Raw genomic sequence first — 14,595 nt, 5'->3', positions numbered from 1 at the left:
TTAGCGAGCTACTGAGTCTGCAGGTCCTCGCCGGTGACGGCGTAGGCGCCGTCGAGCCAGGCCATGACCTCGCGCGCCGCCGGGTGGTCGAAGGCGGCGTAGCGCTCGCGGATCGCGGCCTTGCGCTCGGACAGGCGGTCGAGGCCGGTGTCCTGCAGGGTCATGACGTCGGCGAGGACGCGCGCGGCCAGCGCCTCGCCCAGCACCTCGCCCGCGGCGCGGCGGAAGGCGGCCAGGTACTGGTAGCCGTCGCCGCGGGCGTAGCTCTCCACAAGGGTCAGCATGGGGATGCGCGAGAGCACGGGCTGGGAGGCGGGGTTCACCGCGTGCGCCGAGAGATGCTCGCCGATCGCCGCCGGGCGGCCGGTGAAGGCGCGCAGGTGCAGGTGCTGGCTCATCCGCGGACCGTCGTTGACGGGATAGTTGTCCCACAGGAACGGCCGACGGCGGAGCGCCTGGCCGACCCGCTCCAGATGGCCGGGCGAGTACTCGAGCGAGCAGACCTCCTCGCCGGTCCACATGATGTGGACCACGGGGTCGATGGCGAGGCCCAGCTCCTCCAGATAGGTCTTCGGGCGCGCGCCGAAGACGCGGTCGAGGACCGGGTCGTCGGAGTAGTAGCTGGGGCACATGATCAGCCGCGAGGCCTTGGTCCGCGGGCCGATCCAGTGGACGATTTCGGCCTGGCGGGCGGCGAGGTCCGGCAGGTCGCCCCGCATGTCGTCGAACAGGATGGCGAGATCCTCGACGCCGGCGTCGTCGAGCTGGGCGAGCTTGGCCGAGAGCGCCACCTTGGCGTTGGTGTCGAAGGCGAAGTGCAGCTCGAACGGCGTCAGGCCGACGCCGAAGCGGACATCCACGTCGCGGCAGGCGGCGCCGAAGTCGCGCAGGGCCTTGAGCTCGGCCTCGGGATAGGGCTCGCGCCAGCGCCGGCGCAGCCAGGGGTCCGCCTTGGGGGCGTAGAGCCAGAAGCCGTAGCCGCGCGGCCCCAGGAAGCGGACGTTGTCCGTCCGCTCGCCCCAGGACCAGGGGCGGCCGAAGAAGCCTTCGATGACACCGATTTCCACCGACATGGGCGAGAGGCTAGCGGGGTTCGGCGGATTGTGGGAAGCGGGGCTTCATGAGCCGGATCATCGCACTGGGCGAATGCATGGTGGAACTGAGCCTGGGCGCGGAAGGCGCCGGCCGGATCGCCTATGCGGGGGACACCTTCAACACCGCCGTCTACCTGAGCCGCCTGGGGCGGCGGGTGGCCTACGCCACGGCGCTGGGCGGCGACGATCCGTTCAGCCGGGCGATCCTGGGGCTGGCCGAGGCGGAGGCGATCCAGACCGACCTGGTGCTGCGGCTGGAGGGCAAGCTGCCGGGCCTCTACGCCATCGAGCGGGACGCGCGGGGCGAGCGGCGGTTCTTCTACTGGCGCGGCGAGGCGGCGGTGCGGGACTATTTCCAGCGCGCGGACCTGGAGGCGCTCGGCCGGGCGATGCGCGAGGCCGAGATGGTCTTCCTGTCGGGCATTACGCTCGCGGTGATCGGGGAGGCCGGGCGCGCGGCGCTCTGCGGCTTGCTGCTGGGCGCGCGGGAGGCCGGCGTGCCGGTGGCCTTCGATCCCAACTACCGGCCGAGGCTGTGGCCGAACGCGGCGGCGGCGCGGGCGGCGGCCGAGGCGGTGATCCCGCTCTGCGCCCATGTCTCGGTGAGCGGTCCGGACGCCGTCGACCTGTGCGGGGAGAGCGCCGAGCAGGTGGCGAACGCCTGGGCGGCCATGGGGCCGGAGGTGGTGCGCCGCGAGGAGGACCGCACGGTGGCGATCCACGCGGACGGCGACGTGCAGGTGATCCCGCCGGGGCCCGCGGTGGCGGGGGTGGTGGACACCACGGGCGCGGGCGACAGCTTCAACGGCGCCTACCTGGCCGCGCGGCTTGCCGGACGGTCGCCGGCCGAGGCCGTGGCCGCGGGCCGCAGGCTCGCCGAGGCGGTGATCCGCCATGCCGGGGCGATCATCCCGAAGGACGCGACGCCGGCGCTCTGAGGGGAAGAAGGGACCGGCCCGAAGACTGGAGAGGGGCTCGTGTGGTCGGGCCGGTCCGGTTCGGACACGGGTGGGGCGACCCGCAGACGAACAGGCCTACAACCCGGCGTCGCTCTGTCGAGTTCCAGACAAAGATCTACAGGCGCATCTGGCCGCCGCTGGCGATCCAGCCGTCGACGGTGGCGGAGAGCACGTCCATCGGCACCGAGCCGGTCTGCACCAGGAGGTCGTTGAACCGGCGGACGTCGAAACGCGGACCGAAGGCGGCGCGGGCCTTGTCGCGCATGCGGTTGATCTCGGTGTGGCCGATCTTGTAGCCGCAGGCCTGGCCGGGGGTGGCGCAGTAGCGGTCGATCTCGCTGGTCATGGCGTCGCGGGCGCGGCCGGTGTTGTCCACCGCCCACTGGATCGCCTGGTCGCGGGTCCAGCGCTTGGCGTGCAGGCCGGTGTCGACCACGAGACGCACGGCGCGGAAGCGCTGCGCCTGCAGGTAGCCCAGGCGGCCGGCCCAGTCGGCGTCGTACATGCCGATCTCGTCGGCCAGCTGCTCGGCGTAGAGGGCGTAGCCCTCGATGTAGGCGTTGAAGCCGGACAGGATGATGCGGATCAGCGGCATCTTCCCGGTCTCGGTGAGGTAGGCGCCGGTCCAGGCGTGGCCCGGCACGCCCTCGTGGAAGGTCAGGGTCGGCAGGCTGAACTTCGGCCAGTTCTGGGTGGTCTTCAGGTTGATGTAGTAGGTCGAGGGCCGCGAGCCGTCGAGCGAGCCGAAGTTCATGTAGCCCTGGCCGGCGCCGTCCTCGATCTCCACGGGCACGCGCTTCACCTCGATCGGCGCCTTGAGCCGCAGGGTGAAGGCCTGGGAGAGCTTCGGGCGCATCGCGGCGATGACGCCGTTCAGGTAGTCGATCAGCTGGGCGCGGCCGGCGTCGGTGTCGGGGAACAGGTGCTTCGGGTCGCGGCCGAGCGCGGTCATCCGCTCGCCCACCGTGCCCTGGGCGAGGCCCCGGGCCCTGAGCAGGCCGTCCATGCGCGCCTCGATGGCGCGGTTCTGCTCCAGGCCGATGCGGTGGATCTCGTCGGCGGTGAGCGAGGTGGAGGTGCCCTCGCGCAGCAGCCAGCGATAGTAGGCCTCGCCCTGCGGCAGGCGCCAGACGCCGGCGTCGCGGCCGGCGCGCGGCGCGAGGCCCTTAAGCGTCTCGTACTGCTGGGCGAGCGCCGGATAGACCTCGGTCTCCACGAGCCGCGTCGCGCGCGCCTCGAGATCGCCGGAGAGCTGTTTCTCGCGGGCGCGGCGGGCCAGCGAGGTCACCAGCCGGGACTGGCCGGGGCGGATGGCGAGCAGGCCCTGCTGCTGGCCCAGGATGTTGGCGAGGATGAAGTCCGGCGGGACCACGCCCAGGCGGTCGTCCTTGCGGATCCGGTCGGTCTCCTCGGCCAGCACCTGGGAGAGCTCGTGCAGCCGTGAGAGGTAGTCGTCGGCGTCGTCCTCGGTCTCGATGGCGTGCTGGCTGTCGAGGAACTCCGGGACGGCGGCGTAGGCCCCGTCCTGCTGGCTGACCACATAGGGCGTCGAGCTCTCGCTCATGGCCGAGGCGAGCGTGTTGTCGCCGTAGTCGAAGGGCGCGGCGTCGGCGCCGAGCTTCAGGGCGTAGGCCACCACGCCCTTGTGGATGCGGGCCTGGGGCGACAGCGCGCTGTCGGGGAAGGCCTCGAGCGCGCGCAGGCCGTCGCGGCAGAAGCCCCGGTCGTCGAGGACATTGGCCCAGGCCGCGTCCGAGAGCTGGCCCTTCAGGCCGGCCCGGGCGTCCTTGTCGAGGCCGAGGCTGGTGGCGGTCTCCGGGGTCTTGATGAGGAGCCGCTCGGCGAGGTCGTCCAGGTGACGGCCGAGCGCCTGGTCGGCGGTGTCGGGGGCGGCGGGCGTCTGGGCGAGGGCGCCCGGCGCGGCGGCGAGCAGGCCCGCGGCCCCGGCGGAGAGGAGGAGGTCGCGTCGGTCGAGGCGCATGGCGGTCCCGTTCTGGGTGAGCAAGCGGGACCTTAGGGGGCGCCCCGGCGGCGGTCTAGTTGTAGGCCACCGTCACGGTGAAGGTGTTGGTGTAGGCCCCGGCGACGGTCGCGCTGGAGAGCGTGACCTGGCCGCCCATGTTGAAGTTCACCGTGCCGCCCGAGCCGATCTGGCCGCCGCCCATGGTGGAGGTCAGGTAGACCGTCAGGGTCTCGGACCCGCCCGACCGCGTCAGGTTGACGGAATTGGGGTAGGTGACGGTGATGTTGGCGTTGGCCGTGCCTTCCACGAGGAAGCTGGCGCGGCTGGTGGTGTTGCCGCTGGCCTGGGCCAGGTTCGAGGTGGTGACGTTGCCGCTGTTGGCGTCGATCTGGATGGTGCCGGAACCGGCGGTGGGCCGGATCACCGAGCCGAAGGAGAGGTCGGCGGTCTTGGTGACGTTGAGCACCGGCTGCAGGACGGTGATGCTGCCGCTGGCCGACTGGCTGGTCTGGGCCGCGGCCGAGCCGGCGGCCGCAAGGGCTGCGGCGGCGATCACGGTCGCGAACAGGGGCCTGCGGATGCTCATCGGTCCTTCGAATCCCGCCTTCCGAACAGGGAGCGCCTACAGTCCGGCTTTGGGACGCGCGTACCCTACGTAACCCCCACAAGCAACTTAAAGGCCACGCTTTGCAACTCGCGCGAGCGCGCCTTGTTGCGCTGCACAACCTGAGAGCATCAGACTCGCCGAACGTTGCTATACGACCCGGATGGGCGGCTCAAGAGCGGCGTCGGTCGGCCATCGGTGCGGCGGCCGCGCCCCCGCCCCCGTCAACGCGGGGATCTCGCGGCGCTACATGAGGCCAAGCGCGCGGCAGCTGGCGACGCCGTCGCGGGCGACGACGAGGTGGTCGTGGACGGCGACGCGCAGGGGCCGGGCCGCGTCGACCACCTGGCGGGTCATGTCCACGTCGGCGGACGAGGGGCTGGGATCGCCCGAGGGGTGGTTGTGCACCAGGATCACCGCGCTGGCGGAGAGTTCGAGCGCGCGGCGCACCACCTCGCGCGGATAGACGGGCGCGTGGTCCACGGTGCCACGGTTCATCACCTCGTCGGCGATCAGCTGGTTCTTCTTGTCCAGAAAAAGGACGCGGAACTGCTCCCGGGCCTCGTGGGCCAGGGCGGTCTTCACATAGGCCAGCAGGGCGGACCAGGAGGAGATCACCGGACGGCGCGCCACCTGCTCGCGGCCCATCCGCAGCGCCGCCTCGTGCAGGAGCTTGAGGTCCAGCGCCACCGCCTCGCCGACGCCCTTCACCGTGCGCAACTCCTCGGGCGTGGCGCCCAGCACGCCGCCCAGGGAGCCGAAGCGGGCGAGGAGCTGCTTGGCGAGCGGCTTCACGTCGCCGCGCGGGATGGCGCGGAACAGGACGAGCTCCAGCACCTCGTAGTCGGGCAGGGCGGCGAGCCCGCCGGCCGTGGCGCGCTCACGGAGCCGGTCGCGGTGGCCGACGTAATGCGGCGGGGGCCCGGACGTGTCGCGGGCCGGCGCCGGACGGGCGGTCCAGAGCTCGGGCTGGGCGGAAATATCCTCGACGGCGGCGGGGCGCGGCATGGCCGCAGTGTTCCTCAAACGTTCCGCAAGTCAAGCTGGATATCGCCGGTGCTGGACAGGCCGATTTCAGGGTGCTGGCCTGCCGGAGAGAGGCTGACGGGGAGACGGCGATGCTCTGGACGAGGGGCGGGCGCGCGTTGGCGCTGGCGGCGGTGTGCGCCGGGCTGGCGGTCGGGCCCGCGGCGCAGGCCCAGGCGCCGGTGACCTGGACGACCGAACAGGACCACGCCGGCATGATGCGCCAGCTGGGGATCCGGACGCTGCGGCCGGCGCCCAGCGGCCGCCCCGATGCGCCGAACCCGGCCAACTATGACGAGGCCAGGGCCAATCCCTATCCGGACTGGCCGGAGCTGATGACGCTGAAGAGCGGCCGGCGGGTGACCACGGCCGCGATGTGGTGGACGCAGCGCCGGCCGGAGATCGTCGAGGACTTCGAGCGCGAGGTGCTGGGCCGCGTGCCGGAGAGCGCGCCGAAGGTGACCTGGAGCGTGGTGGCGCAGGAGCGCACGATGCTCGGCGGCGCGCCGGTGCTCGCCCGCCAGCTGGTCGGCCGGGCGGACAATTCGGCCTATCCGGCGATCGCGGTGGACATCCAGATGACCCTGGTGACGCCGTCGCAGGCGAAGGGCCCCGTGCCGGTGCTGGTGATGTTCGGCCGCGGCGGCCTCAATCTCACCCCGCCCGGCGATGCGGCCGGCGACCCGCCCTCGCAGCACCAGCTGGTGGCGGCGGGCTGGGGCTTCGCGACGCTGAACCCGGCCAGCATCCAGGCGGACAACGGGGCGGGGCTGACGCGCGGGATCATCGGCCTGACCAACAGGGGCCAGCCCCGGACGCCGGAGGACTGGGGGGCGCTTCGGGCCTGGGCCTGGGGCGCGAGCCGGGCGCTGGACTATCTGGAGACCGATCCGACGGTGGATGCGAAGCGCGTCGGCATCGAGGGGGTGTCGCGCTACGGCAAGGCCGCGCTCGTGACGGCGGCGTTCGACCAGAGGTTCGCCGTGGTGCTGGTGGGCTCGTCGGGCGAGGGCGGGGCCAAGCCGCACCGGCGCAACTTCGGCCAGGCGGTGGAGAACCTGACCGACCGGTCCGAGTACCACTGGATGGCCGGGAACTTCATGAAGTACGGCGCGGCCGAGGCGACGTTCGGACCCAAGGACGCCGACGACATCCCGGTGGACTCCCACCAGCTGATCGCGCTGGTGGCGCCCAGGCCCGCCTTCATCAGCTACGGCGTGCCGGAGCGGGGCGACGCGCTGTGGCTCGACCAGCAGGGGAGCTGGATGGCCGCCGTCGCCGCCCAGCCGGCGTTCCGGATCACCGGTGCGCGCGACCTGGGCGTGACCGAGGATTACCGGACCACGCGGATGCCGCCGGTGAACACCGGCGTGCTGGAAGGCCAGCTCGCCTGGCGCCAGCACGACGGCGGCCACACCGACTGGCCGAACATGAAGCATTTCATCGCCTGGGCGAACCGCATGCTGGGGTATTCGCAGCCGCGGTGAGCCACCTGAGGCGCCATCCCGGAAGCCGCTGCGCTTCGGCCGGGATGACACCGCGGTGGAGGCGTGGGGACAGGGATCCTCCCCCGCCGGAGCGGGGGAGGTCGACGGTCAGTCCGCGGCGGTCACCTTGATGGCGTTGTCGTCGGAGTTGCGGTCGATCTGCTTGTTGTAGGGGTCGACGCCGGCGAACTTCGGGGCCTTGTCGACGGTGACCGTGACCGTCTGCGACCCCGTGCGGAAGGGCTGCAGCCGGAAGTAGGCCACGTCCTTCGACGAGAAGCCGCTCTTGCCGGGCTCGGCGGTGAAGACGCCCACGTCGAAGAGCTCGCCCGCCATGGCCGCGGGCGTCTCCTTGCCCTGGCCGTCGGCGTACATCTTGCGGGCCTCGACCGTCAGGGTGACGTCGTAGCGGCCGTCGGGACGCTTCTTCGCCACCGCGGTCTTCGTCTTGAGATCGTAGAGGGTGATCTTCTCGACGAGGTCGGTGATCAGCTGCTGGGCCACCGGGTCGGCGCCCGCCTGGGCGCGGAGCGCATCCACCAGGTCCTGTGAGCGCGGATAGGGCGCGCCCTTGAAGGCGTACTGCTGCAGGACCGTGCGGAGCGCCGCGTTGACCTTGGCCTCACCCAGCCGGTCGGCCAGCAGGTACATGACGATGCCGCCCTTCTGGTAGTGGATGTAGTCCTGGTTCTCGACGCGGATCAGCGGCAGCTCCTCGACCACCTCGCCGCCGCGGCGGCGCAGGTAGTTGTCGAGCTCGCGCTTCAGGAAGCGGCGGATGCCGTCGGGCCCGTGGATCCTCTCCATGACCTTCAGCGCGGAGTAGGAGGCCAGGGTCTCGGAGAGCATGGTGCCGCCCTGCATGTCGGCGCCGATCACCTGGTGGGCCCACCACTGGTGGCCCAGCTCGTGGGCGGTGACGTAGGTGACGAAGTCGACCTTCTCCTTGTCGCGGTTGTCGGCGATGAAGCCGATGGCCTCGGAGTAGGGCATGGTGTTGGCGAAGGCCTGGGCGAAGGTCGCGTAGCCCGGGAACTCCAGGATGCGGGCCTGGCGGAACTGGTAGGGGCTGAACTCGGTCTGGTAGTAGTCGAGCCCGACCTGCAGCGCCTTGATCATCCGGTCGACGTTGTAGGGATGCTGGGCGTCGTAATAGATCGCCAGCTCGACGCCCTTGTAGTCCACCTTGCGGATCGCGTAGCGCGCCGACTGTACCGAGAAGAAGTTCAGGACGGGCGCGTCGGTCCTGTAGTGGATCGTGCGCCGGCCGTTCCGCGTGACGTCGGAAATCCGGTAGCCGGGCGCGACCGGCGTCTGGTCGGCGACGGTGGTGACGGTGATGTCGGCATTCACCCAGTCGGCGCCGCCCACGTAGTTGCGGACCTGGGCCGAGCGGTCCTCGAGCTTGGGCGGGCGCAGCTCGGGCGGCAGGCCGTACTTGCGCCGCTTGGCGCGGTCGCGGAGCACATTGTCCCGGCCCATGCCCACGACGGGCGCGAACTCGAAGTTGTCGACGAAGGTCCCGTTGTCCACCAGCCGCGTGGTGTTGCCGCGGTTCTTGAAGCCCCTCTGCTGCATCAGGGTGCGGAAGGTGAGCGTCGCGGTCTCGCCGGGCTGCAGCGGCCGGTCGAAGGTGAAGACCCGATAGTTGAACCGGTCGTAGGTCTTCAGCTTCGCCGGGACCGACAGGGTGAGCTTCTCGGCGCGGGTGTCGCGGTCGAGGCGCAGGTGCAGCTCGCGGATCGGCTGGGCGGTGTCGTTGACCAGCCGGTAGCTGCCCTCCGTCACGAGCCGCGACTCGTGGGGATAGAGATCGAGGTCGAGCCGCACGTCGGTGACCGACGGCTGGGGCAGGGTCTCGTACTTCAGGAACTGCTTCTCGTAGTCGGCCGTCCAGCGCTCCTCGTCGAGCGCCGTGCGGTACTCGTTCCAGACATTGGTGTTGAGGTAGATGAAGCCGCCGAGGCCCACGAAGGCCACCAGCGCGAGGCCGCCCAGCGCGCCGGCCGGGCCCATCAGGCGGCGGGGCAGGCGCTTGAGGCGCGGCGCCAGACGGGTCTCGGTCCCGCGCCGCCACAGGCCGTAGGCCAGCACCAGCAGGATCACGGCGAAGGCGGTCCAGTAGGCCCGGAACCAGGCGGCGAAGCCGGCGAAGTCGCCCTGGCCGTTCATGTCGGAGAGCGGCGTCTGGGGCGTGCCGCCGTACTGGTAGAGGTTGTGCTCGAAGCCGAGGTTGTTCAGCGTCAGCGAGCTGATCAGGTAGATCAGCATGAGGCCCCAGCCGACGAACTTGTGCGGCGAGATGGCCTGCAGGAAGACGGCCAGGACGGCGACCAGCGTCCAGTCCACGGCGTTGGGCAGCACGTACCACAGGAGGTACTTGCCGAGCTGGATGTCGGTGAAGCCCTTGGAGAGCTGCACCAGCACGCCGGCCAGGACGCTGATGAGGAGGGTGGCCAGCAGCACCAGGGCGATGGCCAGCGTCTTGGGGACCACGAAGGCCCAGTCGGGCACGGCGGTGGCGTCGACGATCTCGTGGGTCTTGCGGTCGCGCTCGCGCCAGACGAGCTCGCCGGCGTAGTAGATGGCGATGATCAGGACGATCAGGGTGAAGGCGCCGTTCAGCGTCGAGATCACCCAGCGGGTCACCGGATAGATGTCGGTCCCACCCTGCTCGGCCCCCAGGATCAGGGCGCCGCCTGAGTTGAACAGGCCAAGCAGCAGGAGGACGACGAAGGCGGGACTCTTGAACACCTGGCCCATCTCGAAGCGCGTGCGCTTGACGAGCTGGGCCCAGGCCGTGGCCGCGCCGAAGCGGGGCGCGGGGAGGGGACCGGCGTGCGCGGCGGGCGCCTCGGCGTCGGCGGCGGCGCGCAGCTTCTCCAGCCGGCGCGCCTTCTTGCCCTTGGTCTCGAAGCGGAATGCGAAGTGGGCGATGGCCAGGAAGCCCAGCGCGGCCCCCATCCAGATCAGGCGGTTCCAGACCAGGGCGCCCTCGATGGGCGGCAGGACGGCGTTGGCCTCGGCGGCGGTGAAGTAGCGGGTGGCGAGGCCGAAGGCGGCGAGGCCGAAGGGCTCCACGAGCGCGGCGATCTCGCGCCGCTCGGGATCGCGCAGGGCCGCGTTCATGACGATGTAGAGGACGAGGAAGGCCGCCACGCCCACGTAGGTGGCCATCATCGAGCGCGTGGCCGTGGCCAGGGAGAAGAAGATCGCCGAAACCAGGAACAGGCTGGGCAGCGCCATCCAGAAATAGGCGAAGGCGTAGTAGGCCGGGTTGTTGGGGCCGAGCGTCTCGGGATCGACCCAGGGCATCAGCGAGCCCAGGAGGATGCCCAGGGGCACGAACAGGAAGCTCAGCGCCACGGCCGCAAAGGCCCCGGTGAAGCGGCCGAACAGGTAGTCGAACTTGCGGATGCGCGTGGAGCGGATGATCGGGCCGTAGCCGGTCTCGTCGTCGCGCACGACGACGTTGGCCACGAAGGCGGTGGCCACGAACATGAAGAACAGCGTCATGATCCCGGTGGTCTGGGCGATCGCCGAGGGCGCGTTCTTGTGGATGTTGCCGCCGGACCCGATCTGGATCTGGTCGATCGTCACCGAGGCGAAGACCAGCAGGAAGAAGATCAGGCCAGCGATCCAGAAGATCGGCTGGCGGATCTGGTAGCGCAGCTCGAAGGCCGCGATCTTGCCGAACATGACGCGCGTCCTTCTGGCTTAGGCGGCGCGGCGCGAGGCGGCGAGGGTGGAGAAGTAGACGTCCTCCAGCCCGCCCTCGACCGGCGTGAAGCCGGCGTCCGGCGCCTTGTCGGCGAGCACGTGCACCACGGTGCGGCCGGCCGAGAGGCGCGTGGAGATCACCTCGTGGGCGGCCTTCACGTCGTCCAGCTCGTGGCGGTCGATGGTCTTGGTCCAGATGCGGCCCTTCAGGTCGCCCATCAGCTGGGAAGGCGCGCCCTCCCGCAGGATCTTGCCGCCGGCGAGGATCGCCATCTTCGGGCAGAGGTCCGCGACGTCCTCGACGATGTGGGTGGAGAGGATCACCACCACGTTCTCGCCGATCTCGGCCAGCAGGTTGAGGAAGCGGTTGCGCTCCTCGGGGTCGAGGCCCGCGGTGGGCTCGTCGACGATGATCAGGGAGGGCTGGCCGATCAGCGCCTGGGCGATGCCGAAGCGCTGGCGCATGCCGCCGGAGTAGCCGGCCACGGCCTTCTTGCGCACGTCCCAGAGGTTCACCTGCTGGAGCAGGGCCTCGACGGTGGCCTTGCGCTCGCCCTTGCCGGCGATCCCCTTGAGGACGGCCATGTGGTCGAGCATGTCGTAGGCGTTGACGCGCGGATAGACGCCGAAGTCCTGCGGCAGGTAGCCCAGGGTGCGGCGGAGCTTCTCGGGCTCCTTGATGACGTCGATGTCGCCGAAGCGGATCTCGCCGGAGCTCGGCGTCTGCAGGGTGGCGATCGAGCGCATCAGCGTCGACTTGCCCGCCCCGTTCGGGCCCAGCAGGCCGAACATGCCCTTGCCGACCTCCAGGTCGACCCCGTCCAGCGCGCGCGTGCCGTTGGCGTAGACGTGCGTCAGGTTCTTGATGGAAAGCATCGGTATCACCACCCCTCGTTGCGGCCGAAGCTGCATCGACCCGGGGGCGGCGGCAAGTTAGCGAAGCGTAACGTTTGGGGCGCGGGTGTTACGCGCTCTGGATGGGCGGCTTGAACTGGCCGGTGGGGGAGAGGGTGAAGATCTCCACGCCGGTCTCGGTGACGCCGACGGAGTGCTCGCACTGGGCCGAGAGCGACTTGTCGCGGGTGACCGCCGTCCAGCCGTCGGAGAGCAGCTTCACCGGGTGCTTGCCGAGGTTCACCATGGGCTCGATGGTGAAGAACATGCCGGGCCGCAGGAGCTCGCCCGTGCCCTTCTGGCCGAAGTGCAGGATGTTGGGCGCGTCGTGGAACACCTTGCCGAGGCCATGGCCGCAGAAGTCCCGGACCACCGAGCAGCGCATGCTCTCGACGTAGGACTGGATGGCGTGGCCAATGTCGCCGGTGCGGGCGCCGGGCTTCACGGCGGCGAGGCCCCGCTCCAGGGCCTCGTAGGTGACGTCGACCAGCCGCTTGGCGCGCGGCGCCACCGGGCCCACGCCGTACATCCGCGAGGTGTCGCCGTGCCAGCCGTCGACGATGACGGTGACGTCGATGTTGACGATGTCGCCCTCGCGCAGGATCCGCTCGCCGGGGATGCCGTGGCAGACGATGTGGTTGGGGCTGATGCAAGTGGTCTTGGAGTAGCCGCGGTAGCCCAGGCAGGCGGGGATCGCGCCATGGTCGAGGATGAACTCGCGGGCGAGGTCGTCGAGCTTCTCGGTCAGCACGCCCGGGACCACGTGCGGGGCCAGCATGTCCAGGCACTCGGCGGCGAGCCTGCCGGCCCGGCGCATGCCCTCGAAGTCGTCGGGCGAATGGATCTTGATCTGGCCGGTGCGGTGTTCGCCGTCGAGGATGTCGGTCATTGGGAGAGGCTCGGTGGGAGGCGGGGCGGCGCGCGGCCGTAGCGCCCTATGTCGCAATCGCAGCGCCGAAGTTCAACGCTTGCGACGGCGCGCCGCCGCTGGCGCGGCTCGAATCGTGTCAGCGTCCGCCGACTGAAGGCTCTGCAGAGGCGCGCCCATGGCCGACGACCTGTCCGTTTCCGATCCCGTCGCCGAGCGTTTCGTCGAGGCCTTCGACGCCAACATCTGGCAGGACGCCGAGAGCGTCAGCGGGCCGGGCTCGACCCTGCGCTACACCGAGAGCCTGCGGGCGACCCTGATGCCGATGGTCCGGGCGCTGGGCTGCAAGTCCATGCTGGACGCGCCCTGCGGCGACTTCAACTGGATGAAGGCCTGCGACCTCACGGGGATCGACTACACCGGCGCCGACATCGTGCCCGCGATGATCGACAAGCTGCAGGCCGAGCATCCGCAGCACACCTTCAAGGTGATCGACATCACCCGCGACCCGCTGCCCCGGGCCGACTTCGTGCTGGTGCGCGACGTGCTGTTCCACCTGTCGAACGTGGACATCGTCCGGGTGCTGGAGAACTTCCTGGCGTCCGGCAGCGACTGGCTGGCCACCTCGCACAGCTTCCAGGTGCAGGCGATGGCCGACGTGCCGACCGATCCCACCACGTTCCGGCCGGTGAACCTGATGACCCCGCCGTTCTTCTTCCCGCCGCCGGACCACGTGCTGAAGGACTATGCGCCGGGCTTCCAGCACCGCTGGCTGGGCATCTGGCCCCGGGCCAGCATCGCCTCGCGCTTCGCGCCCTAGGCGATCGTCTTCCTGGGCAGCGGGCGGGCGGTGATCGGCTCGTCGACCGTGGAGGCCAGGCTCCCGCAGTCCGGGGCCTCGGAGAGCGGCTCGGCGCCGCCGACGCCCACGCTCATGGCGCGCCAGCCGCCGGTGTCGCCGTCGGGCTTCGGGAAAGGCATGGTGCGCAGGGCTTCGGGGACCATGACGTCCACGCGCGGGTCGCCGGACGGCTTCACCAGCACCACCTCGGCCAGCTTCGTGGGATCGGCGCCCCAGCGGACGCAGACGCCGACTGCGCCCTTCGGCGGGGCGGCGTCGGGGGCGGCGGCCTCCGCGGCGGCGGCGACGCCGGCGGCCGGGACCAGGATCAGGGCGGAAAGGGCGGCTGCCCGAAGCATGCGCGTCATGTCGACCTCCGGCGGGGCAAACACGCTCATGCGGGGCCCGATCCGGCGAACGCCGATCACAGAAGCGCGATGGGGCTCCCGATCCGGACGCGGTGCGGGGTGATTTCGCAGCCGTAGACCAGGACCTCGACGCCGGCCTCGCGCACCTCGGAGAGGGCCTGGGCGAACTTCGGGTCGCAGTCGGCGGCGGGGGCGAAGCGGTCGCAGTCGGTGCGCTGGACGACGAACAGGACGATGGCGCGGTCGCCCTCGGTCACCACGTGGGCCAGCTCGCGCAGGTGCCTGGTCGAACGGGCGGCGACGCAGTCGGGGAACTCGGCGAGGCCGGGTTCGCGGCGCAGGTGGACATTCTTCACCTCCAGCCAGGCGCGGGGACGCTCCGGGTGCTCCAGCAGGAAGTCGACGCGCGAGTTGGTCCCGTAGCGGACCTCCCGGCGGTGGGTGGCGTAGCCGGTGAGCTCGGGAATCGCGTCGGCGGCCAGCGCCTCGGCGACCAGGCGGTTGGGATGCAGGGTGTTGATGCCGACGAGCCCGCCATCGGCCTCCACGAGCTCCAGCGTGTGGCGCAATTTCCGCTTCGGGTCGTCGGACGTGGAGAGGAAGCAGGGCAGGCCCGGCCTGTTCAGCCCCAGCATGGCGCCGGGGTTCGGGCAGTGGGCGGTGACCGGCGTGCCATCCTCCAGCACCACGTCGGCGAAGAAGCGCTTGTAGCGGGAGACCAGCGTGCCGCGGAGCAGGGGGGCGGGGAAGTCCATGGGCCTGCTACATAGG

At 70.7% G+C, this 14,595-nt stretch carries 12 protein-coding genes; 3 read left to right on the top strand and 9 right to left on the bottom strand.

All coding sequences use genetic code 11. The features are described from left to right. Positions 1-8: 8 nt before the first annotated feature. A complete protein-coding gene (locus VM685_RS18100) occupies positions 9-1,073 on the bottom strand; it encodes a beta-N-acetylglucosaminidase domain-containing protein (protein ID WP_325461572.1) in 1,065 nt (354 codons plus the stop codon). A 47-nt stretch (positions 1,074-1,120) separates the two neighbouring features. Here VM685_RS18100 and VM685_RS18095 point away from each other — a divergent pair, with 47 nt between their 5' ends. Next, positions 1,121-2,032, top strand: coding sequence for a sugar kinase (locus VM685_RS18095; RefSeq protein ID WP_325461571.1), 912 nt, complete (start codon positions 1,121-1,123; stop codon positions 2,030-2,032). A 136-nt stretch (positions 2,033-2,168) separates the two neighbouring features. On the opposite strand, the gene VM685_RS18090 is transcribed toward VM685_RS18095, so the two are convergent. From VM685_RS18090 to radC, 3 genes are all read right to left on the bottom strand, one after another. Further along, positions 2,169-4,034, bottom strand: a complete 1,866-nt coding sequence (locus VM685_RS18090; RefSeq protein WP_325461570.1) for a DUF885 domain-containing protein — start codon at positions 4,032-4,034, stop codon at positions 2,169-2,171. A gap of 55 nt (positions 4,035-4,089) precedes the next feature. Continuing rightward, the gene (locus tag VM685_RS18085) at positions 4,090-4,602 is read right to left on the bottom strand and encodes a DUF4402 domain-containing protein (RefSeq protein ID WP_325461569.1); all 513 of its coding nucleotides are present in this window, start codon (positions 4,600-4,602) and stop codon (positions 4,090-4,092) included. 264 nt (positions 4,603-4,866) lie between these two features. Further along, the gene (radC, locus tag VM685_RS18080) at positions 4,867-5,628 is read right to left on the bottom strand and encodes a RadC family protein (protein ID WP_325461568.1); all 762 of its coding nucleotides are present in this window, start codon (positions 5,626-5,628) and stop codon (positions 4,867-4,869) included. A gap of 110 nt (positions 5,629-5,738) precedes the next feature. Here radC and VM685_RS18075 point away from each other — a divergent pair, with 110 nt between their 5' ends. After that, a complete protein-coding gene (locus tag VM685_RS18075; protein WP_325461567.1) occupies positions 5,739-7,133 on the top strand; it encodes an acetylxylan esterase in 1,395 nt (464 codons plus the stop codon). A gap of 108 nt (positions 7,134-7,241) precedes the next feature. Here VM685_RS18075 and VM685_RS18070 read toward each other — a convergent pair whose 3' ends face one another. The 3 genes from VM685_RS18070 to map all read right to left on the bottom strand — a co-directional run bounded on the left by VM685_RS18070 (position 7,242) and on the right by map (position 12,636). After that, positions 7,242-10,832: an ABC transporter permease/M1 family aminopeptidase gene (locus VM685_RS18070; RefSeq protein ID WP_325461566.1), complete on the bottom strand. Its 3,591-nt coding sequence runs from the start codon at positions 10,830-10,832 to the stop codon at positions 7,242-7,244. An 18-nt stretch (positions 10,833-10,850) separates the two neighbouring features. Continuing rightward, on the bottom strand, positions 10,851-11,729 hold the full coding sequence (locus tag VM685_RS18065; protein WP_325461565.1) for an ABC transporter ATP-binding protein: 879 nt from the start codon (positions 11,727-11,729) through the stop codon (positions 10,851-10,853). An 88-nt stretch (positions 11,730-11,817) separates the two neighbouring features. Then, positions 11,818-12,636 (bottom strand): type I methionyl aminopeptidase, encoded by an 819-nt coding sequence (map, locus tag VM685_RS18060; protein WP_325461564.1) that lies wholly within the window; start codon positions 12,634-12,636, stop codon positions 11,818-11,820. Between the two features lie 157 nt (positions 12,637-12,793). Between map and VM685_RS18055 the strand changes: the two genes are divergently transcribed. After that, a complete protein-coding gene (locus VM685_RS18055) occupies positions 12,794-13,435 on the top strand; it encodes a class I SAM-dependent methyltransferase (protein ID WP_325461563.1) in 642 nt (213 codons plus the stop codon). Here VM685_RS18055 and VM685_RS18050 read toward each other — a convergent pair. Together VM685_RS18050 and sfsA are read right to left on the bottom strand one after the other, a co-directional pair. Continuing rightward, complete coding sequence (locus tag VM685_RS18050; RefSeq protein ID WP_325461562.1) at positions 13,432-13,824, bottom strand: hypothetical protein; 393 nt, start codon at positions 13,822-13,824, stop codon at positions 13,432-13,434. The genes VM685_RS18055 and VM685_RS18050 overlap by 4 nt on opposite strands. A 56-nt stretch (positions 13,825-13,880) precedes the next feature. Beyond that, a complete protein-coding gene (gene sfsA, locus VM685_RS18045; protein ID WP_325461561.1) occupies positions 13,881-14,579 on the bottom strand; it encodes a DNA/RNA nuclease SfsA in 699 nt (232 codons plus the stop codon). Positions 14,580-14,595 lie beyond the last annotated feature (16 nt).

Source organism: Phenylobacterium sp. (genome assembly GCF_035539035.1).
Taxonomy (GTDB): Bacteria; Pseudomonadota; Alphaproteobacteria; order Caulobacterales; family Caulobacteraceae; genus Phenylobacterium.
This window is presented reverse-complemented; position numbering and strand designations above follow the sequence as displayed.